Consider the following 19,793-nt stretch of genomic DNA (forward strand, 5'->3'; position numbering starts at 1 on the left):
AGATTGATTAAATTACCGATGGGTTTTGTTTTAATTAAGAAAGTGCGACCTCGATCGAGTGGCTGTGTCAACACCAATCGATCGCACTTGACCAGTTCTTGACTTTTAGGACTTATGCTAGACCCGATCGGGTTAAAGATTAAAGCAGACTTTTACAATATATCTATAAAATCTCAACTTAACTTATAAGTGCTCTATGCGGATTTTACTCGTAGAAGATGACGATCGGATTGCCGATCCGTTAGCTGAAGATTTACGCCATCAAAATCATGCGGTCGATATTGCGTATGATGGTTTAGCTGGTTGGGAATTTTCTCAAGCAGCAAGTTATGATGTAATTTTACTCGATTGGATGCTGCCCAAACTCGATGGTATCCAACTCTGTCAGCGACTGCGCCAAAGTGGTTGTCAAGCTTATATTTTATTATTAACTGCTAAAGATGCAACTGGCGATAAAGTTTTAGGATTAGATGCTGGCGCGGATGATTATTTAGTCAAACCGTTTGAAGTTGACGAATTAACAGCAAGATTAAGGGCGTTATCTCGTCGTCAGCCGATCTATCAATCGGTAGTATTAAATCATGGCGAGATCGAACTAAATCCCAGCACTCATAGTAGTACTTATGCAGGGATAGCATTAGAATTAACTGCCAAAGAGTATATGCTGCTGGAATATTTTCTCCAGCATCCGACTCAAGTTATTTCGCGGACATCATTACTGGATAAGCTCTGGGAATTCGATCGCATCTCTGGAGAACAAACGATCAAAACTCACCTTACTAATCTCCGACGCAAGCTCAAACAAGCAGGGTGTCCACAAGACCCAATCGAGACAGTTTACGGGGTCGGCTATCGGCTTAGAGATGTTTCATAATCGAGACAAATTATTGATGGTTTGTGAATTTTTTCTAATTTAACTTATGAGTAATATGCTCTCCCAGTTTATTTGAGTTTAGCATTTAGCCTTTAAATAATATCTATATGTTCGATCGCTTACGCTGGCAATTACTACTTTCATATTTGAGTGTATTTACCGCAATTTTGGGAGTATTTGCAATTGCCGTCAGGCTGGTATTTGGTTACAGTTTGCGCCAAAGCTTGAGTCAGGAATTAGTAATTTTAGCAGAAGTTGCTGCTACTCATGCTGAAATTCAGCATAATCGACTGATTGTTGGTGATGAGTTTACAAATGGCAGTTTAGCCCTACCGGATCGTAAATTTGAGTGGTTCGATCGCCAGCAACGACTAGTAGATAAAGTTGGCAATCTCAATGTCAACCTGCCACTAAATATTAATGTTCCAGTTCAATTTAATAAATATCCAGAACAAAAGCCAGACGAAACAATATCGGCAGTCGTACCAATTATTAGCCATGACGATCGACAGCAAATCGGCTACGTGCGGATTACCCAATCTTTAGAATCACTCGATCGCACATTCCACCAACTAGATATCGGCTTAATTAGTGGGATGATAATTTCGCTAGCAATTAGTAGTGGCGCGGGAATTTGGCTGACGCGCAGGGCGATGAAACCTGCCATCGCCAGTTATCAGCAATTGCAACAATTTACTGCCGATGCCGCCCACGAGCTACGCAGTCCGTTAATGGCAGTCAAAACTAACGCTAATACCGCGCTTAAATATCCCGATGGCATTCGCGCTGGAGATCTAAAAAAGTTTAACGCTATCGCCAGTGCGACGGAGCAAATTATCACTTTAACTGAAGATTTGTTACTATTAGCTAGATCTGAAAAAGATTGTAGTTCCGACAAGCTGCGCCAGATCGATCGCGCGATCGAACAAATTGATTTGAGTTCGCTTCTAGAGCAAATAGCCACAACATATCACGCTCAATTCGATGTAAAATCTCTAGAATTAGATCTCAATATTCAATCTAATTTGGCAATTCGGGGATATATCAGCAGTCTCGATCGTCAAGCAATGCCTTTAATCGGTCGAGTGTTTATCAATCTCATTGAAAATGCCATTCACTATACGCCATCGGGCGGTAAAATTAGTATTTTAGCTCATCAGATCGAGAGACAGGTTGAGATTAGGATTATCGATACTGGGGTGGGAATTGCTACTAACGATTTAGAGCGAATCTTCGACAGATTTTGGCGAGGAGATCGATCTCGCACCCGTTGGGCAGGTGGTTCGGGCTTAGGGTTAGCAATTGCTAAATCGATCGTCGAGCAGCATCAGGGTTCGATCGATGTTCAAAGCAAATTGGGTGAAGGTAGTCAGTTCATCGTCAGATTGCCTGCAATTTTCTCTGCTAGTTAAGTAAGACTCGAACTAACACAAAGGTAGCTACGGCTAGCAAGAAATAACCAAACCACTTCTGCAATCGATCGGCGGAGACAAACTTAGATAGATATGTGCCGATTATGCTCCCTAGCGCAGCCGCAAGCGTAAAAGAGCCAGTCAGGTACCAATCGATGGATACGTGTCCCAAATAACCGATTAACCCAGCTCCAGAGTTCAAGGCAATAATTACCAAAGAAGTTGAAATTGCCGCTGGCATCGTTAGATTTCCCAATAGCACCAATGCTGGTACGATCGCAAAGCCTCCGCCTACTCCCACTAATCCAGTCAACATCCCGACTCCGATTCCCTCCGTCAACAGCCATAGCCAGCAATACTTACATAGAGGTCGAGGATAGCTACTGAGGGAGTCTTGATGTTCTCGATCGCCGAGTGAATTGTTCGATCGAGGTTGGCGAACAATCATGAACCCAGCAGCTACCAGCATCGCTACTGCAAATAGCAGCATTTGTAAAGTTGCCGTGACAACCGAAAATCCAGCTAACTTTGCACCCAAAAAAGCTCCAATTGTAGTTGCCGAGCCAAAAATGAGTACTGTCTTGAGATCGATCTGCTTGCGCCGCGAGTGCGGCAATAGTCCGAATAAACTGACAATCCCAACCACGATCGAAGTCATCGCGATCGCCGACTTGGGGGCAACCCCCATTGCATATACCAAGATTGGTAAAGTCAGTACCGAACCACCACCACCGAGCAAACCCAAGCTAATCCCAACCCCGATCGCGAGCAGATGCCCCACTAGCCAAGTCATGACGCTTTTGCCCTTTGATTGTAAGGAAGCTTGGCAAGCAGCATTCCCAGGGCACAAGTATCTGAGATGCCTGCATATACCAACCCACAACCAACAAAGCCACTCAAGAGCAAAAACCAAGGTGATATTAACACACCGCAGATAGTACCGATCGCCACCAACGAACCTGCCACGATTTGCACCTGCCGAAACAGACTAATCGGTGCCTTTTCATCGATTTGAGTGGGATATGCAGCGGCTTTCCAAGCATTTAAGCCACCTTCAAGATGGATGACTTCAATTCCTGCTTCAACAAGTTTTCGAGCAGCCTGAGCCGAGCGTCTGCCCGATTGACAGTACAACACGAGCTGTCGATCGGGTTGCAGATCGATCGTCACGGGATCGAGCGTTGACAGCGGTAGCGATACCGAGCCAGCAATCCGCTCGGCGGCGTGTTCGCCAGCTTCGCGCACATCGAACAAAATTGCTTGCTGGTTGGAAAGTAATCGATCGAGAGTATTAGGATCGATTGTCTGTATTTGCGGTGTTTTGGGAGATATCATAATTAGTTTCTAAATGTTAAAGCTCGATTACTTACGGTAGGCTACGCCAACGATTAATTAACACTCGTCAAATTGCCACAATGTTCGTTAGCAGGGATCGCCGCTGCCATCCGTTGCGGATCTGGCAAGTTTAAATTTGCCATCAACTCAATGAACTGTTGACGGCTGTGTTTGGCAAATCGGGGATTAAACAGCTTTTCTTCGCCGATGGTAGAGACACTTAGCCCTCGATAGTCATGGGCAGGATAAACTAGAGTGCGATCGGGCAAAGCAAACAGTCGCTCGGTTACTGAGTCAAATAAACAGCCAGCATCGCCACCTTGAAAATCAGTGCGTCCGCAGCCGCGAATCAGCAGTGAATCGCCACTCAACAAGTGAGTTTGCTCCACTAGATATGCCATGTGATTATCCGTATGTCCGGGTGTGGCAATCGCCTGAATTTGTACCGCTCCAATTTTTAAGTCTTCACCATCTTGAATAAATAAATCGGCACAACCCGCGCCAGCTCCAGCAGGAACCACCCCCTGACAGTTGGTGAGTTCCCGCAGCTTGGCAGTTCCAGTAATATGGTCGGCATGAATATGGGTTTCTAAGCAATATTTGAGAGTGAAACCCAATTCTCTAAGCTGTTGTAGATCTCGTTCGACTCGTTCCAGTACTGGATCGATTAAGATTGCTTCTTGGCAATCTATATCAGCGATGAGGTATGTGTATGTGCTCGTTTCGCGATCGAGCATCTGGCGAAAAAGCATAGCATCCAACTCCTTGTGGTTTGAGCGATAAATGTCATATAATCGTTATATCACTATATGGTAATATAATCAATAAACTCGATCGCTACTCATCTATGCAAATGAACCCTGGCGCAATCGCCCAACTTGCCGATTACTTCAAAGTTTTATCTGAGGGTAATCGGCTGCAAATCTTGTGTTGCCTCAAAGATGGGGCTAAAAATGTGACGGAAATTATTACCGAAACCGGACTTGGGCAAGCAAACGTCTCCAAACATCTCAAGATTTTGGCTCAAGCTAGCATCGTCAATCGGCAGCCAGTAGGCGTGAGTATCTATTATGAAATTGCCGATCCGCTAATTTTTGAGTTGTGTGAATTGGTGTGCGAGCGACTTTCTGTTAGCCTAGAGCAACGCTCTCAACAACTCAAAACTGGAATTTAGACCGAATTCCGGTTTTGATGCCAATGCTATAAAAAGGTACATCATGTCGCGATCACCGATCGACCGCCAACGGGAACATCAAGCAAACGAACGTACTTTCCTAGCTTGGCTCCGCACCTCGATTGCGCTAATTAGCTTTGGATTTGCGATTGCGCGCTTTGGCTTATTTTTGCGTCAGCTTGGAATAGCGATTACTCGACAAGCAAGTCCTACAAACCCGATCTTTAACTCGGAAAACCTCGGTCTTTGTATGGTGATTTTTGGGATCGCACTCATCGCTCTAGCTGCTTGGCGATACAGCCAAGTATTCTGGCAAATCGAGCGCGGAGATTACCAACCGAGTCGCACTACTGTGTTTGTCATGACTGGAATTGTCATTGCTTTGGGAATCCTGAGTGTTCCCTTACTATTGATTCGCGATCGAGAAATAATTGCTCCTGCTTCATCTTCTAAAAGTCTCAAGTCTAATCGGTAAACATTACTTGAGTCCGGTGAGTGTTTCTCGATTCTAGCTTCGTCCTGGAGCAGATCCCAGATAAGCAATTCGATCGAAGTCTGCAAGTCGATTCAGCGGCCAAAACCGCAAGACGGCTCGACCGATAATGTCATGCCGTGGGACAAAGCCCCAATAGTGGCTGTCGTAGCTATTGTTCCGATTGTCACCCAGGACGAGGTAGGAATTGGCAGGCACCATCACTGGCCCAAATCGATAATCGGGTTTGGCGGCAATATAAGTTTCTGTTAAGGCAGAGCCGTTGATATAGACTCTGCCATTACGAACCGCAACGGTTTCTCCTGGCAACCCAATTACCCGCTTGATAAAGGCATCGTGAAATTTTTCTTGTCTTAATGTGCGAGTTGGGTTGAAAACCACCATATCGCCGCGTGTTGGGGGCGAAAAATCGTAGCTGATTTTATCGATAATCAGCCGATCGTTAATCTGGAGCGTTGGCTCCATCGAACCAGAGGGAATGTAACGGGCTTCGGCAATAAATGTCCGAAATCCCAAGGAAAAAATTGCACTCAGTCCCAGGACTTTCAAGTTCTCCCGCCACATTTTTCCTCGATCGGGATTTGGGATGATTGGATTAGACATCGCTCGAATGTTTGTTCAATAATAGGTGTGTGAAAAATCGATCTCCAGACTCGAACACTGGATTGTTGCCAACTGCGATCGAATCGATGGGCAAGCCAGAGAGTCGATCGAACGGTACCGAACTGCTAGGGGGTCGATGGAGATTGACTGAGTTGCTTCGGTGCGGGCATTGCAACCGTTGTCACACTCACCGATCTGGGTCGATCTCCGCGATAAAGACCGATTTGTAAGTTGCTCCCAACCTGTTTCTGCTCTACAATCTGTTGTACCGAGTTGGCATCTTTAATCTGTTGTCCATCAATTTGCTCGATCGCATCTCCAGAACGCAATCCGGCTTTGGCGGCGGGGGAATCGAGGATTACTTTGGTCACTAACACACCCTGACTGTGGTAGATTGTCAGATTACTGTTGGGGTCGTCATTAATTTTCTTTTGAAGATCGGGAGTCAACGTTACCATTTCAATCCCCAAATAGGGATGTTTGACGCTGCCATTGGCAATCAACTGGTTGGCGATCGTTTTGGCAGTATTAATGGGAATTGCAAAGCCCAGTCCGCGAGCATCCTGAATAATCGCCGTATTCATCCCAATGACTTGTCCCCGTGCATTGAGGAGGGGGCCGCCTGAGTTGCCAGGATTGATGGCTGCATCCGTCTGAATAAAGTTAACTCGCTCGTCTGGGGCACCGATGTCGCTACTAGCGCGACCTGTCGCACTAATAATTCCTGACGTTACCGTATTATCTAAACCAAGGGGATTTCCAATCGCGATCGCCCATTCTCCCGATCTTAAGCGAGCGGAATCGCCCAGTTCGACTGTGGGTAAATTGTTCGATGGGATTTTAACGACCGCGACATCAGTAACCGGATCGGTGCCCATCACTTTGCCTTGAAATGTACGTCCATCTTTGAGCGTTACCTTCACGGTATTAACTCCATTTACCACATGAGCATTCGTCAGAATTTCGCCATTGGAGCTAATGATAAAGCCCGAACCAATTCCTCTGACAATTTCCTTTGAAGGTGAGCTGGGCACTTGGGAGCCGAAGAACTTTTGGAAGAAAGGATCGTTAAAGATCGCCGATTGCTTGGTAATTGTCTGCTTCGAGTCGATGCGAACGACTGCTGCCCCTGCTTTATCGACAACTTGAGTGATGAAGTTTGCGGGTGTTGGTACCGATGCCAATCGATCGGCAGGTACTGAAGCGATGGGAGTCGAAATCGAGGCTGGATGCTGGGGAGTGAAAAACATCATGCTTTTTGTAAGTTCATAATTTATAGCGACGGCACCTCCGGCTCCCAATAAAATTAGACCGAGCGGAGTTAATAATTTCGATCGAACAAAATCTCTGGTGCTACAATGCTGTCGGATATTTCGATCGAGATCGAGCGGACTGACTTCAAATCTATTGTGAGATTGACGATTTTCAGTTTGCATAGGATTTTGCTCTAGAGAGCGAGCCTAAACTAGTCAAGATACTTGAAGAGATTGCTGTAATTAGCGTTTAGTTCAATGTTAAATAACAAATGTCAAGAACTAGAAAAGATTTGTCTATCGTGAGTACAATTTTGCCGACTTTGTGTTGGTTTAGCATACTTTGATTTATTCGACTATGATGATGCTAGTCCAAGCCTAAAGGTTAGATACTTCAGGTTAGCATCCAAATTAAGACGTAAAGGTGAGACTTATGACTTCACTGCCTTGGTCGATCGAAGTGGTGGTTGGATCGGGAATGGGCTTTTGTTCGGGGCTGTTTGGTTTGGGCGGTAGTTCCATCGGTACGCCGATTCTGCGGTTACTGGGACTACCTGCGTTGATTGCGCTAGCGAGTCCGCTGCCACTAACGTTACCCAGTGCGGTCGGCGGCGCGATCGCGTATCGAAATACTCCCCTGATTCACTGGCGAATTGCTGTATTAACCAGCTTGTGGGGTAGTCCTGGCGTAATTGCGGGATCTTTGCTGACAAAATTTCTGCACGGAACTGTGCTGATGCTATTCACGGCATTGTTTATTCTCGGCGTGGGGGTGTATGGGTTAAGTGGACTCCGAAATCGAGCTACGCCCGAACCGAGGGCGCAATTAAACGAGCGGATCGTGCCCTACTGGTCGCCGCTGGTGGGGTTAATTAATGGATTGCTGGCTAATGGTGGCGGATTGCTGCTCGTCCCGTTCTATCAACTCGGAATCGGGCTAGAGCTAAGAGCTGCCCTGGCAACTTCTCTGGCAACTGTAGCTCTGATGGCATTGCCTTCGACGATCGTGCATACTGCTCTAGGACACATCGATTGGGTGTTGACGGGATGGTTGGCGATCGGAGTTTTTCCGTTTACTTATTTAGGCGGTCAACTGGCTCTGCATTTACCCACTCCAATTTTGACTCGTCTTTATAGCCTATTTTTAATTGCCCTAGCACTATATTTTGGTTACATAGAGATTGCCAGCTTGCTACCAAAATGAAGCAACCATACAGTCAAATTGCGACAAGAAAAGTTATGCAAACGCTAAGATCGATCGTCACAGATCGATTGGATGGCTATGATGCAGGGAACGAAAGAATTGCTGGAGAATACAGGCGATCGACGGCTGAGAGTAAGTTAGCAGGTTCGGCAACTAGCAGATCTGGTTTCTGCTTGAGTAGGGCGGTGGGATCGTTGAAACCCCAGCTTACAGCAACGATCTTGACACCAACCGACCGAGCGGCGCGGATATCGCGAATTTCGTCGCCTACATAAATTGCATTAGCTCGATCGATGTGGCTTTGTTTTAGCACTTTGGCGATCGCTCTACCTTTGCCGAAAGTACTAGCACTGGTGACAAAATCGAATTGATGCTCGATACCATACTGACTCAGCACGGCATGAATATTAGCTTCGGAATTGGAACTGACGATCCCCAACCGATAGTGTTCGGTTTTGAGTCGTTCGACTAACTCGACAATCCCTGAAAACAGTTCTACCCGTTTGGCTTCAATGTAAAATTCTTGTCTGACGCGCTGCACGATCCACGGGATTTTCCACAACGCCACATCGATGGCGCGGACTATTTCCCAGGGACTGAGATATTTAAGAGTAGCAATGAAATCGTCGCTCAACCGTTTGTAACCAAACTCCGACGCAAGCCGATTGGTAATGTCTACCATGATGATGAGACTATCTGCCAAGGTACCATCAAAGTCAAAAATAATCAGTCGGGGTTTGAGAGCGGCATTTAGCGGTTGATTTTGTTTGAATAAGGGTGTTCGCATGGCTTTATTAAACCTCAATGAAAGTTGTTAGATTGGGTTAATGAGATTTGTCTCAAGATTGAATGCTTAAATTCTTAATTTCAGTGTATGAGTAGAAAGTCAAGAAGTCGAAAAGATTTAGAAATAGTTTGCCCAAGTTTGGATAATTATCGAGTTAGCTGAATTCATTTATATCGATCTTGCAAATGTAAGAGTAGAATTAATAAGTCGATCGTCTAATTCCTACTCTATGTCTTTTTATTCGCGTCTCAAACGGTATGCGATCGGGCCATCCCTTCCCACCAGTGCTGCTAGTCAGGAGCGGCTGAGTATCCCGACTGCCTTAGCTGTGTTGTCTTCCGATGCACTTTCTTCAGTTGCCTATGCTACCGAAGAGATTTTACACGTCCTCGTTTTAGCAGGTAGTGGCGTATTGGGGCTATCCTTACCCATCGCTTTGGGAATTATTGGTTTATTGGTAGTTGTAACCCTTTCCTACCGTCAGACGATTCGTGCCTATCCATCAGGGGGTGGTGCTTATACCGTCGCACGGGAAAATTTAGGACTTTATCCAGGTTTATTGGCAGCAGCAGCTTTAACGATCGATTACATCTTGACTGTTACCGTCAGCATTGCCGCAGGTATTGCCGCGCTCACCTCGGCGGTTCCCAGCCTGTATCCTTTCACTGTCGAGCTTTGTCTGCTGGCGATCGTTTTTATCGCCCTAGCTAATCTGCGGGGTTTGCGCGAATCGGGTCGATTGTTCGTCGTGCCAACTTATGTTTTCATCGTTAGCATTTTTGTCTTGATTCTAGTAGGTTTAGTGCAAGGCAATAGCCCGACAACAATCGCGCCTAACATGCCAGTTAAAGAATCTCTAAGTGTCTTTTTGATTTTACGGGCATTTGCCGCAGGCTGTACTGCAATGACTGGGGTAGAAGCAATTTCTAACGGAGTATTAGCATTCCATCCGCCGGAGTGGAAAAATGCCCGTTCGACATTATTAATTATGAGTGGGCTGCTAGGTAGTATGTTTTTGGGCATTACCTATCTCGCCAACGTTCGTCAGATCGTGCCTGTAGATGGGCAAACCGTGGTTTCCCAGCTAGGACGACAGATTTTCGGGAACGGTTTTTTCTACTACTTCCTGCAAATTGCTACATTACTGATTCTGGTTTTAGCTGCCAACACCAGCTATGCGGACTTTCCGCGCTTGGCTTCGCTGTTAGCTCGCGATCGGTTTTTACCGCGACAGTTAATGTTACAAGGCGATCGGTTGGTTTTTTCCAATGGAATTTTGTTGCTAAGTTTACTAGCCGCTGTGTTGATTGTTGTATTTCGCGGTAATGTCAATGCGATTATTCCTCTATATGCCGTTGGAGTATTTACGTCGTTTACCCTCTCGCAAGCGGGGATGGTAAGGCACTGGTTTAGAACGAAGGAACGCGGCTGGCGCACCAGTGCGGTAATTAATGGTCTGGGTGCAATAGTGACGACGATCGTGTTTACTATTATTGTTAGTACCAAGTTTGTCGAAGGAGCTTGGCTGGTAACGATTTTAATTCCCTTAGTGGTTTGGATATTTCTGACAATTCGGCGACATTACCACAGGATGAGCGAACGGTTGCAAATTACCGAACTAAACCGCGATCGTTATCCCCTGCGCCCGCAGCTCGACACAAATGCCCATCCTGCCGTTTTATTAGTAGGAGGAGTGCATCGCGGTACGATCGAAGCCTTAGATTATACCCGCAGTATTTCCGATGAAATTGTTGCCGTCCATATCGATGTTAATAGTACCGATCGATCCATGATTCAACAACAGTGGCAAAGTGTAGAACCAGACATTCCGTTAATCATTCTCGATTCGCCTTATCGCTCGATCGTCCAACCATTAAGTGAATTCGTACACAATTTTGAGATCGCCCACCCCCATACTTTTTGTACGATCGTCATTCCAGTTTTTGTTACTCGTCATTGGTGGGAAAACCTGCTTCACAATCAAACCATCTGGTTTCTCAAATCTGCCTTGCGAGAAAAACGCAGCCGAATTATTACCACTGTTGAATACTATCTCTAAGTAAATCTATGACTCAGCACCATCCTCTGACAATAGCCCAGCTCAAAGCCAAGCTATTGAGTATTCGTCAACCCCATCGAGAACACAGCCAAGGCTTAAATGCCTCAGAAAAGTTAGCATTAGTTATCACCCAAAGAGTTGGGACGATCGGATTTTTCTTCATTATCCTAATTTGGACGGTTGTGTGGATCGGCTGGAATACGATCGCGCCAATTTCACTCAGATTCGATCCTTTTCCGGCTTTTGTCCTCTGGTTATTCCTATCTAATCTCATTCAAATTATGCTGATGCCACTAATTATGGTCGGTCAAAATGTCCAGAGCAAATTTGATGGCATCAAATCTCAGGCAGACTATGAAGTTAATATCAAAGCCGAACAGGAAATCGAGACAATATTACAACACTTAGAAAATCATCAGCTTGCTTTAGATGAAATTAAGGAGCTATTAAAATCTAGAAAAATGCCTGAATGATTAGTGAGGGAGCATCATTGTTCCCTTAAATTAACTAGACTTAGCCTCATCAATACGTTTATTAAGCAACATCAGGCTAATACCAGCAATCAGTAAACTTAGTAACTCTATTTTAATCGCACCAATAAATGTATTCCCTCTAAAGCTATTAAAGATATCCCATAGCGCATGAAGTAGTACTGCCGTCAAAAAAGCCACCATTACGTGCCAATTTAATCCCGTGCGTCCGGTTTTAATTCTTTGCTTCCATAACACGGCACAGACAAGCCCCGTCCAAGCGGCATGTCCGGCTGGTGAGAACACACCACGAGCGAATAGGACGCTATCGAGTACCAATAAATTTCCCCGCGATTGTAACAGCGTCACGAAGGCATATCCCATCGTCTCCATTGCCGCAAAACCCATTGCCGAAGATGTACCTAGTAAAATTCCTGTGGCTTCAGAACGCAACCGCCCTTTAAAATAGAATCCTAGTGGCAAAATTAATTTATACTAAATCCGATTGAAAAAAGCAGGAAATAAATCAAGCAGCAGGTAGCCAATGATAAGCAGTTAAATTGTGAATCTCTTCGGTCATACCAGCCAAAATACAACAACGTTTGCTCAAGACTTCTTCTAAGCGATCGATAGTCTCAAAATGTTGGTTGACTAATGGCTCATCAACTAATTTCCATAATCTTTCTGCTGGTTGCAATTCTGGTGAGTAGGCTGGTAATAACTCCAATTCGATCGCTGGCGGTAATTCTACTTGTGGACTGCGATGCCAACCTGCTCGATCTAGTACCAACATCACCTTTTTATTTTCACTGACTTCGATCGCTGCTGCAAAACTGGCGATTGCTAGATTAAACCACTCAATATTGACTCTTGGGATTAAAAACCAATGAGTGCGACCACTTTGTGGATGTACGAAACCATATACATACAACCATTCATATCGATGTTCGACAATCGCCACTGGCTTAGAACCGATTGGTGTCCAAGTTCTGCGAATAATCGGTTTTAATCCCACCCGATGCTCGTCCATAAACCACAATTCTACTGTGGCACCTGGGTTTCTTACTTGCATCTGTCTTACTTTTTCTGGCAGTTCGCTCTTAAATTCCGATTGTGCTTGTGGATCGCCTTTTCGATGCTTTTGCCTGGGAATCTTCCAGGAGTAATTGGACTTTTTTAAGTAGTCCCATCCCCGTTGCGACCATACTTTCTTGTGCCCTGTTTTCTCTTCTATCCACTTGGCTACTTTGGCTCCCGTCCAGAGACCTCCATCTGCTGGCTTTTCCTTTAATGCTGCTGCTAATTCCTGCAATTGTTGGCGATCGAGTAATGCTGTTCTACCTTGTCTATTAACTGCCTTTTTCTTATTAATTACTGCTGTTTTGCCCTCCGTATTGTATTTTTTTACAATTCTGCGCGCATACTCATATTCTAGCCCTACTGCCAGCGCACTATTTTTAATCGTCCAACCTGTTGCTACTTTCCACAATAAATGCCACCTTCTACTTTCGATCGCGTCTTGACTGCTCCGATAGGCTGCCTTAAGTTCTTCTGCACTCAGATGATTGACCAGCTCGACTTTTTTTGGCATTATTCTTTACTCACTATCTATCGCTGATATTGATTGTATATCATATCCTGCTTTTAATAATCGGATTTAGTATTAGCACTTTCCTCAATTAACCCCACTGCCAGCATTGGCAAAAATCCTAGTGTTTCTAAAACATTAAATTCTAGAAAACCTGCAACTACGACACCGACGGCTCCACCCCAAAGAAAACAGATAAACATTTCGGGAATAGCTGCTTCCCAATTTGGCAGAGTTTCGTAGAGATAAGTGATAAAAGTAATCGGTATTAAAAAAGCTCCCAATAAGATAATAGTAGGGACAAGATTGAGGTTGTTAGTAATTGATAGTACTTTTTCCATCGCATAGAGAAGCAGTAATCCGATCGCAAATATTTGTATCCACTTATATCTAATGAATTTCATTACAGTGTTCGTAGTTAAATTATTTCTATAATACTAGCTAAATCTCGACATCGAGATCTCCAATTTGTTAGGAAAATATAAATTCGCCAAACTTGACTAGTTCTTGACATTTACAATCTATGCTTGGTAGTGAATAACTCTGTTGATGTCATAGCGAGCAAATAATTACCTAATTTGTGCAACTTTTTTATCGAGTTCGCATCAGTATTAATGGTAGTAATGGGATCGCCAATCCTCATCGGTACCTATAGGTGTGGGAGCGTCAATCGAGTTTCGATTCCTAACAACACTATGATGATTGTCAATAATATGTTTGTAACAAAAATCACACTCTTAACCGATCGAATTGCTAAAATTTCCGAATTGCTGCGATGGTCTAAGAAGTTCAAATCTAGCATGTCAGCTCACGATCGTCACCAACTAGCGAACGACTGCTCGACTGTCGATCTAATCGAGCCAGTTCCTCCCTATGATGACCCTTTGTATTAATTCAATCAGCTCGATTTCTAGATCTTGTGGCAATAACATGGCGAAGTAAATATAGAAACATCGCCATGTTAATCGAGAAAACTAGTAATTTAATAACTGTAATACCTCGGATTAACTCAAATATTTCTGGAGGGATGCTAATCCCGACCAATCCTAATACTAGCAACATTGCCCATTCTTTTTCATACCACAGTCCGACCGCCTCGATTGCTGTTACTAAAGCATATACTCCAGCCACGATTCCGCTCAATTTCAAGCTATTTGAATCGATAGCTAAAAGTTTATTTACCAACCATTTAATAATGAATAATTTAGTGCTGAGTAAATATGAGCTAGAAAACTCTGCCAGCTCCTCATGATTCTTCATGACAAAGATCGCCGCGATCGCAGTGATGAAAAGCAAAGTAGCTACAAAGCATTTATAAAGTACGATTAGTCGTAAAGCAGTCGGACGTTGTTTCTTCATAAAGCTAACTTTATTGGTGAGACATTTTTCATTATTCTATAAATATAGGAGCATGTTATGGCTGAAAGATTAGGGCCGGAACCCCATGAATTTCAAGAGCAAGTTTTAGAGGCGATCGAAGAAATCAAGAGCGAACTAGATACTGAAGTAGCTAATGAAAATACAGAACATAAATGGCTCAAATGGCTTGGTGTATCTACGGCTATTTTATCGAGTACGGCAGCAATTGCCGCAATGTTAGGTGGATACTATGCTAACGCATCATCAGTAGCCCAGTCTCAAGCAAGCGATCGATTGACTCAATTTCAGGCTAATTCTATGAAACGTCATGTGGATGAGTCTGTAATTATCATGCTTAAAGCTCAACAAAAACCAGTTCCCAATGCCATTAAGGAAGATCTAGACAAATTAGCACGCGATCGGGTGAAAATTAAAGCCGATGCAACTACATTACAGGCAATATCTCAATACGACTTACGCCAGCACAATTATTTTTCTTATGCGATAACAGCCCTGCAAGTGGGCATTTCTCTAAGCGCGATCGCGGTAATTGCCCGCAATCGTCGGATTTGGTATTTAGGCATGGGATTGGGCACAGTTGGTATTGCTTGTATGATCTTTGCCGCAGCATCAACAAGTATAGCCGCTCCGATTATTGCTATTCATCAGTCATCGAATAAGTAGTAAATAAATCTTTTAAGTTACTTGCAATTAACAACTTATTTGTTAACAACAACTAGCCCAAAGTAATTAGTAATTTAAGAATAGTCAATAAAAGTCAAGAACTCATCAAGATTTTGAAACCAAAAAATGTCCGATCTTTTCTAGTTCTTGACAATCGCTATATATACTGCTTGCAAGCAGAGGATAAGCCAGTCGCTCGAATCAGTCGATCGAGACAATCTCATCATGTCCGATCTTCGATCTAACCGTCATCATTCGATCGACAGCCTCCGGCAGTAACTGATAAACTCGATCGGCTACTTAGTTAAGTAGTTGGAATTGACTCGATCGGTTTTGCCCCTGCCATAAACTGCAAGAAGATAAGGATAACGCATGACTTCGAGCAACCGAGTAGGAGATCTGACAATTCAAGACCAGATCTCACAGAACGATATTGTCCGCTGCTTGCACCAGTTATTTGAAGCTCAAGCGGATAGATGTCCCTCAGCCCCAGCTATTGACAATTCGCTGGGGGCGATGCAGCGCGAATGTGGTGACATCTCCACCTATGGAGAAGTGGAAGCGAAATCGAATCAACTCGCCCATTATTTGCGCCGTCGCGGTGCAATTTGCGGCGCACGGATAGGATTATTAATTCCGCGATCGCCGGAATTATACATCGCCATTTTAGCGATTCTCAAGGTGGGGGGTGCTTACGTGCCTCTCGATCCCGAATATCCAGCCGATCGCATTGATTATATTTTGAGTGATGGTGGGATCGAAACGATTGTCACGATCGAGGATTTAGCTTGGGAAAAAGCGATTGGGGTAGTCAATGTTATTTGTGTTGATACACAGGATGAGGAAATTGCCTTAGAATCTACCCAGAGACTAGATCGCCACCTCGTCGGCACGACCGAGCGCGATTTGAGCTATGTTATTTACACATCGGGTTCGACGGGCAGACCCAAGGGTGTCGAGATCGAGCACCGCAGCAGTACTAATTACATTCAGGTTGTAAATGAGTCTGTCTATCTGATTCAGCCTGACGATCGAGTGTATCAGGGCTTCTCGATCGCCTTTGATGCGTCGGTAGAAGAGGTCTGGTGTACCTTTGCCGCTGGTGCGACCTTAGTTGTCGGCTCGGTAGAAAAAACTCGCTCTGGGGCAGATTTAGCCGTGTTTTTGACCCAGCAGCAGGTGACAGTGCTATCCTGCGTTCCTACCCTATTGGCAATGATGGAGGTAGAAGTACCCACGATTCGATTATTAATTTTGGGTGGCGAACAATGTCCCCAGGAATTGGTATCTCGCTGGTGCAATCCCCAACGACGAGTATTGAATACTTACGGGCCGACAGAAGCAACGGTCGTCAGTACCTATCAAGAATGTCATCCCGATCGCGCGATTACAATTGGTAAAGCTTTACCAACTTACTACGTTTATATTTTAGATGAAGATCTCCAGTTATGTCCGCCTGGAGTCGAGGGAGAAATTCATATTGGCGGTATTTGTTTGGCAAGGGGTTATGTCGGTCGTCCCGACTTAACCGCTGAGAAATTTATTAATTTAGATCGATATAAAGCGATCGGCATTATCCCAGATCGCTTGTATAAGACAGGGGATTTAGGGAGTTGGACAGATGATGGCGAGATTCAATTTTTAGGACGGATTGACGGACAAGTCAAATTGCGTGGATTTCGGATCGAACTATCGGAAATCGAATCTGTCATCATGCAATGTGCTGGAGTCAGTGCGGCAGTAGTCGCAGTTAAAAAAGTCGCTCAGATCGATCGCTTAATTGCTTATCTAGTCCCCAAGCAGAGCTTGGCAGAACTAGATCTAGCAGAAATTCATGAGACAATGCGATCGCGCCTTCCTGCCTACATGATACCGACAAGTCTAGAGGTATTAGTATCTCTGCCTACTTTACCGAGTGGGAAAGTCGATCGCAAATCTCTACCAGAACCAAAAAATATCGGTATTAATTTCCAGATTAATAACGGTCGTAAACCAAATAATGAAGCCGAAAGTAAGATAGCTTTTATCTGGGCGGAAGTATTAGGGATTAATGAGATCTCGATCGATGCTGATTTCTTTCAGGAATTAGGCGGACATTCGTTACTGGCGGCGATAGTTATTTCCAAGCTGCGAGAAAATTCTCAATTTCAAGATTTAGCCGTATTAGATATCTATCAACATCCAACTGTTGCTAAACTTGCCACAGCATTAGCAGATCGCCAGCAACATCCAACCTCAACCCAGCATAGAGAAACGTGCGAACGCCCGACCGCCAAAGCACGTCCGAGCGGAAATATTTGGACGATTTTAGGAATTTATGTTCTCTACTTTATCTATAGCACTCCGATCGTCTTACCTTTTTCTGTCTTTGATACTTTGTATGATGATGGCTGGAACAAATATGCTGCATTAGCTTTATCTGGAGTCGCACTGTTATTAATCCATCCAAGTTTGCTCCTAATTAGTATTGCCTTGAAATGGTTGGTTATTGGTAAATATAAGGCTGGTAGTTATCCGCTGTGGGGTAACTATTATTGGCGATTTTGGTTTATGCAGCAAGTACACAAACTGGTATCCACTGAATATCTGGCTGGCTCTCCGTTATTAAATACTTATTACCGTCTATTGGGTGCAAAAGTAGATCGCAATATTTATCTGGGGGGAATCGAACTAGTAGCTGCCGATCTAATTACCATTGGTGCGAATACGAGTATCAATGATGGTGCCAGTTTAGTCGGCTATGAAATCGTTGATGGCAGGTTAGAAATAGGTAATGTGACGATCGGGCGCGATTGTTTTATCGGCTCGAATACGATGTTAGGACTGCATACCCAAATTGCCGCTCGATCGCGAATTGGCGATTTATCTTATCTGGGTAATGGGTTAACGATTCCGACGGGGGAAGTATGGATTGGTTCGCCAGCAAAGTTAGATCCTAATACTAGCAGTCAGATTGCGGAAAGTGCGGTCTTGGGCTTTGCCCTGTCTTGTCGCACACAAACGGGAGGTTTCCTCCCGTTCGATGCGCCGCAAGTGGAGCACCTTTTCAAGACAGACGAGCTATTAACCCCTGTACCTAAGTGCGGGAATTTATTAAAACTGGGTTATTTAGTAGGCTCGATCGCCATCTGGTTAGTTCCGTTTATTTCCGCAATTCCTGGCTTTTTATTATGGCAACAGTTACTAAAAGAACTCGAAATCGATGAATTATTAATTCCCTCAGCAATTTTAGGTAGTTTTTCATTTATAGGCATATTTTGCCTGCAAGTTTTGCTCTATAAATGGATGCTGCTGGGTCGAGTTAAACCTGGTAATTATCCGGTCTATAGTAGTTTTGGACTGCGAAAATGGTGGATCGATCGATTGATGAGTATGAGTTTAGAGATGATGCCAACGCTCTATTCTACGCTCTATCTACTGCCCTGGCTGCGAATGTTAGGGGCGAAAATTGGCGCACGGACAGAAATATCTACCGCGACTAATATTACGCCCGATCTACTATCGATCGGATCGGAGAGTTTCATCGCCGATACGGTATCTTTAGGTGCGGTTAAAGTCGATCGGGGATGGATGGAGTTATCCCCAACCAGAATTGGCTCTCAAACCTTTGTGGGTAATGGTGCGTTAGTGCCAGCACACAGTACGATCGCCGATAATTCTCTGATTGGTTGCCTTTCAATCCCGCCCGTCAGCGACGAGCCGATGCAACCAGATACCGCGTGGCTGGGTTCTCCAGCGATATATATTCCCCACCGTGAAGTTATCGATAGCTATGAAGAATCGCAAACCTATAAGCCACCCCGCCATTTATATGCGATCCGACTGGCGATCGAGTTTTTGCGCGTTACGCTCCCTGGTAGCATTCATTTTATCGTTCTCTTTACCCTAGAATTCGGATTGACGGTCATCGCCGATGCCAATTCAAGTTGGGAGTGGGATTTGGCAATCTGGGCGGGGGTTTTTCTCTGGTTTCCGTTCTGTTATTTCCTATTTACCACACTTTCTACCTTCTTCGTCATCGGCTTAAAATGGCTGGTCGTCGGTCGTTATCGATCGGGTACTATCCCCTTGTGGAGCAGCTTTATCTGGCGGACAGAGTTGATTACAGGGCTGTATGAGGCGATTATCGTGCCGGGATTCTTGTTCTTTCTGCTCGGTACGCCCTTCGCGCCGATGCTCTTGCGGTTGCTGGGGATGAAAATTGGGCGGAATGTGTATATCGAAACTACTGATTTTACCGAATTCGATCTGATTACGATCGATGATAATGTGATTCTCGATCGCGATTCTACTCTCCAAACTCACCTATTTGAAGATCGGGTAATGAAACTAGGCAAACTCCATCTCTATTCCCGCGCTCAAGTAGGTAGTTGGGGGATGATTCTCTACGATACAGTGCTGGAACCAGATGTTCTCATTCAACCGATGTCCTTGGTAATGAAAGGTGAAAAATTGCCTCCTGCCACTACTTGGCAAGGTATCCCAGTCTCTCGTACTT

Annotated in this window: 20 protein-coding genes; 10 read left to right on the forward strand and 10 right to left on the reverse strand. The window is 44.5% G+C overall.

Annotated features, from left to right (window positions below):
* Positions 1-196 precede the first annotated feature (196 nt).
* The gene (locus tag C7B77_RS05875; RefSeq protein WP_106301408.1) at positions 197-874 is read left to right on the forward strand and encodes a response regulator transcription factor; all 678 of its coding nucleotides are present in this window, start codon (positions 197-199) and stop codon (positions 872-874) included.
* 107 nt (positions 875-981) lie between these two features.
* Entirely contained in the window at positions 982-2,286 is a 1,305-nt protein-coding gene (locus tag C7B77_RS05880; RefSeq protein WP_106301411.1) for a sensor histidine kinase, read from the forward strand.
* Here C7B77_RS05880 and C7B77_RS05885 read toward each other — a convergent pair.
* Genes C7B77_RS05885 through C7B77_RS05895 form a run of 3 tightly spaced genes read right to left on the reverse strand, consistent with a single transcriptional unit; the run spans position 2,279 to position 4,373 of the window.
* Positions 2,279-3,079: a sulfite exporter TauE/SafE family protein gene (locus C7B77_RS05885; RefSeq protein WP_106301414.1), complete on the reverse strand. Its 801-nt coding sequence runs from the start codon at positions 3,077-3,079 to the stop codon at positions 2,279-2,281. The two genes, C7B77_RS05880 and C7B77_RS05885, sit on opposite strands and share 8 nt — an antisense overlap.
* The gene (locus C7B77_RS05890) at positions 3,076-3,621 is read right to left on the reverse strand and encodes a rhodanese-like domain-containing protein (protein ID WP_106301417.1); all 546 of its coding nucleotides are present in this window, start codon (positions 3,619-3,621) and stop codon (positions 3,076-3,078) included. Before C7B77_RS05890 ends, C7B77_RS05885 begins: the two co-directional genes overlap by 4 nt.
* A 53-nt stretch (positions 3,622-3,674) precedes the next feature.
* Positions 3,675-4,373, reverse strand: coding sequence for an MBL fold metallo-hydrolase (locus C7B77_RS05895; RefSeq protein ID WP_106301420.1), 699 nt, complete (start codon positions 4,371-4,373; stop codon positions 3,675-3,677).
* 95 nt (positions 4,374-4,468) lie between these two features.
* Here C7B77_RS05895 and C7B77_RS05900 point away from each other — a divergent pair, with 95 nt between their 5' ends.
* Positions 4,469-4,795 carry an ArsR/SmtB family transcription factor gene (locus C7B77_RS05900; protein ID WP_106301424.1) on the forward strand — a complete coding sequence of 109 codons (327 nt, stop codon included), beginning with the start codon at positions 4,469-4,471 and terminating at the stop codon, positions 4,793-4,795.
* A 43-nt stretch (positions 4,796-4,838) separates the two neighbouring features.
* The gene (locus C7B77_RS05905) at positions 4,839-5,270 is read left to right on the forward strand and encodes a YidH family protein (protein ID WP_106301427.1); all 432 of its coding nucleotides are present in this window, start codon (positions 4,839-4,841) and stop codon (positions 5,268-5,270) included.
* A gap of 33 nt (positions 5,271-5,303) precedes the next feature.
* On the opposite strand, the gene lepB is transcribed toward C7B77_RS05905, so the two are convergent.
* Positions 5,304-5,891: a signal peptidase I gene (gene lepB / locus C7B77_RS05910; protein ID WP_106301429.1), complete on the reverse strand. Its 588-nt coding sequence runs from the start codon at positions 5,889-5,891 to the stop codon at positions 5,304-5,306.
* Positions 5,892-6,016: 125 nt separating this feature from the next.
* Positions 6,017-7,327: an HhoA/HhoB/HtrA family serine endopeptidase gene (locus tag C7B77_RS05915; RefSeq protein WP_106301432.1), complete on the reverse strand. Its 1,311-nt coding sequence runs from the start codon at positions 7,325-7,327 to the stop codon at positions 6,017-6,019.
* A gap of 250 nt (positions 7,328-7,577) precedes the next feature.
* Here C7B77_RS05915 and C7B77_RS05920 point away from each other — a divergent pair, with 250 nt between their 5' ends.
* Entirely contained in the window at positions 7,578-8,348 is a 771-nt protein-coding gene (locus C7B77_RS05920; protein WP_106301435.1) for a sulfite exporter TauE/SafE family protein, read from the forward strand.
* A 76-nt stretch (positions 8,349-8,424) separates the two neighbouring features.
* On the opposite strand, the gene C7B77_RS05925 is transcribed toward C7B77_RS05920, so the two are convergent.
* Positions 8,425-9,135, reverse strand: coding sequence for an HAD-IA family hydrolase (locus C7B77_RS05925; RefSeq protein ID WP_106301438.1), 711 nt, complete (start codon positions 9,133-9,135; stop codon positions 8,425-8,427).
* 229 nt (positions 9,136-9,364) lie between these two features.
* Here C7B77_RS05925 and C7B77_RS05930 point away from each other — a divergent pair, with 229 nt between their 5' ends.
* Positions 9,365-11,194, forward strand: coding sequence for an APC family permease (locus C7B77_RS05930; protein WP_106301441.1), 1,830 nt, complete (start codon positions 9,365-9,367; stop codon positions 11,192-11,194).
* 8 nt (positions 11,195-11,202) lie between these two features.
* Positions 11,203-11,667, forward strand: a complete 465-nt coding sequence (locus C7B77_RS05935; RefSeq protein WP_106301444.1) for a DUF1003 domain-containing protein — start codon at positions 11,203-11,205, stop codon at positions 11,665-11,667.
* A 30-nt stretch (positions 11,668-11,697) separates the two neighbouring features.
* Here C7B77_RS05935 and C7B77_RS05940 read toward each other — a convergent pair whose 3' ends face one another.
* The 3 genes from C7B77_RS05940 to C7B77_RS05950 are packed head-to-tail and all read right to left on the reverse strand — an operon-like array spanning position 11,698 to position 13,656.
* Entirely contained in the window at positions 11,698-12,147 is a 450-nt protein-coding gene (locus C7B77_RS05940) for a PrsW family glutamic-type intramembrane protease (RefSeq protein ID WP_245894084.1), read from the reverse strand.
* 43 nt (positions 12,148-12,190) lie between these two features.
* The gene (locus C7B77_RS05945; RefSeq protein WP_106301447.1) at positions 12,191-13,255 is read right to left on the reverse strand and encodes an IS630 family transposase; all 1,065 of its coding nucleotides are present in this window, start codon (positions 13,253-13,255) and stop codon (positions 12,191-12,193) included.
* A gap of 53 nt (positions 13,256-13,308) precedes the next feature.
* Complete coding sequence (locus C7B77_RS05950; protein WP_219892004.1) at positions 13,309-13,656, reverse strand: hypothetical protein; 348 nt, start codon at positions 13,654-13,656, stop codon at positions 13,309-13,311.
* A gap of 291 nt (positions 13,657-13,947) precedes the next feature.
* Between C7B77_RS05950 and C7B77_RS05955 the strand changes: the two genes are divergently transcribed.
* Complete coding sequence (locus C7B77_RS05955; RefSeq protein WP_245894086.1) at positions 13,948-14,145, forward strand: hypothetical protein; 198 nt, start codon at positions 13,948-13,950, stop codon at positions 14,143-14,145.
* Position 14,146: 1 nt separating this feature from the next.
* Here the strand turns inward: C7B77_RS05955 and C7B77_RS05960 are convergent, their stop codons facing one another.
* The gene (locus tag C7B77_RS05960; RefSeq protein ID WP_106301450.1) at positions 14,147-14,611 is read right to left on the reverse strand and encodes a DUF2127 domain-containing protein; all 465 of its coding nucleotides are present in this window, start codon (positions 14,609-14,611) and stop codon (positions 14,147-14,149) included.
* Between the two features lie 57 nt (positions 14,612-14,668).
* Here C7B77_RS05960 and C7B77_RS05965 point away from each other — a divergent pair, with 57 nt between their 5' ends.
* Positions 14,669-15,295, forward strand: coding sequence for a DUF4337 domain-containing protein (locus C7B77_RS05965; RefSeq protein ID WP_106301454.1), 627 nt, complete (start codon positions 14,669-14,671; stop codon positions 15,293-15,295).
* A gap of 372 nt (positions 15,296-15,667) precedes the next feature.
* The coding region (locus tag C7B77_RS05970; protein WP_106301457.1) for a Pls/PosA family non-ribosomal peptide synthetase at positions 15,668-19,793 on the forward strand (4,126 nt) is incomplete at its 3' end.

Origin of the sequence: Chamaesiphon polymorphus CCALA 037 (assembly GCF_003003845.1) — a bacterium.
In the GTDB taxonomy this organism is placed as follows: Bacteria; Cyanobacteriota; Cyanobacteriia; order Cyanobacteriales; family Chamaesiphonaceae; genus Chamaesiphon; species Chamaesiphon polymorphus.

Coding starts and splice junctions, on each gene's coding strand:
- C7B77_RS05880 (WP_106301411.1), top strand. CDS start 982: ATGTTCGATCGCTTACGCTGGCAATTACTACTTTCATATTTGAGTGTA.
- C7B77_RS05935 (WP_106301444.1), top strand. CDS start 11,203: ATGACTCAGCACCATCCTCTGACAATAGCCCAGCTCAAAGCCAAGCTA.
- C7B77_RS05895 (WP_106301420.1), bottom strand. CDS start 4,373: ATGCTTTTTCGCCAGATGCTCGATCGCGAAACGAGCACATACACATAC.
- C7B77_RS05965 (WP_106301454.1), top strand. CDS start 14,669: ATGGCTGAAAGATTAGGGCCGGAACCCCATGAATTTCAAGAGCAAGTT.
- C7B77_RS05945 (WP_106301447.1), bottom strand. CDS start 13,255: ATGCCAAAAAAAGTCGAGCTGGTCAATCATCTGAGTGCAGAAGAACTT.
- C7B77_RS05875 (WP_106301408.1), top strand. CDS start 197: ATGCGGATTTTACTCGTAGAAGATGACGATCGGATTGCCGATCCGTTA.
- C7B77_RS05950 (WP_219892004.1), bottom strand. CDS start 13,656: ATGAAATTCATTAGATATAAGTGGATACAAATATTTGCGATCGGATTA.
- C7B77_RS05955 (WP_245894086.1), top strand. CDS start 13,948: ATGATGATTGTCAATAATATGTTTGTAACAAAAATCACACTCTTAACC.
- lepB (WP_106301429.1), bottom strand. CDS start 5,891: ATGTCTAATCCAATCATCCCAAATCCCGATCGAGGAAAAATGTGGCGG.
- C7B77_RS05925 (WP_106301438.1), bottom strand. CDS start 9,135: ATGCGAACACCCTTATTCAAACAAAATCAACCGCTAAATGCCGCTCTC.
- C7B77_RS05930 (WP_106301441.1), top strand. CDS start 9,365: ATGTCTTTTTATTCGCGTCTCAAACGGTATGCGATCGGGCCATCCCTT.
- C7B77_RS05920 (WP_106301435.1), top strand. CDS start 7,578: ATGACTTCACTGCCTTGGTCGATCGAAGTGGTGGTTGGATCGGGAATG.
- C7B77_RS05915 (WP_106301432.1), bottom strand. CDS start 7,327: ATGCAAACTGAAAATCGTCAATCTCACAATAGATTTGAAGTCAGTCCG.
- C7B77_RS05905 (WP_106301427.1), top strand. CDS start 4,839: ATGTCGCGATCACCGATCGACCGCCAACGGGAACATCAAGCAAACGAA.
- C7B77_RS05960 (WP_106301450.1), bottom strand. CDS start 14,611: ATGAAGAAACAACGTCCGACTGCTTTACGACTAATCGTACTTTATAAA.
- C7B77_RS05890 (WP_106301417.1), bottom strand. CDS start 3,621: ATGATATCTCCCAAAACACCGCAAATACAGACAATCGATCCTAATACT.
- C7B77_RS05900 (WP_106301424.1), top strand. CDS start 4,469: ATGCAAATGAACCCTGGCGCAATCGCCCAACTTGCCGATTACTTCAAA.
- C7B77_RS05885 (WP_106301414.1), bottom strand. CDS start 3,079: ATGACTTGGCTAGTGGGGCATCTGCTCGCGATCGGGGTTGGGATTAGC.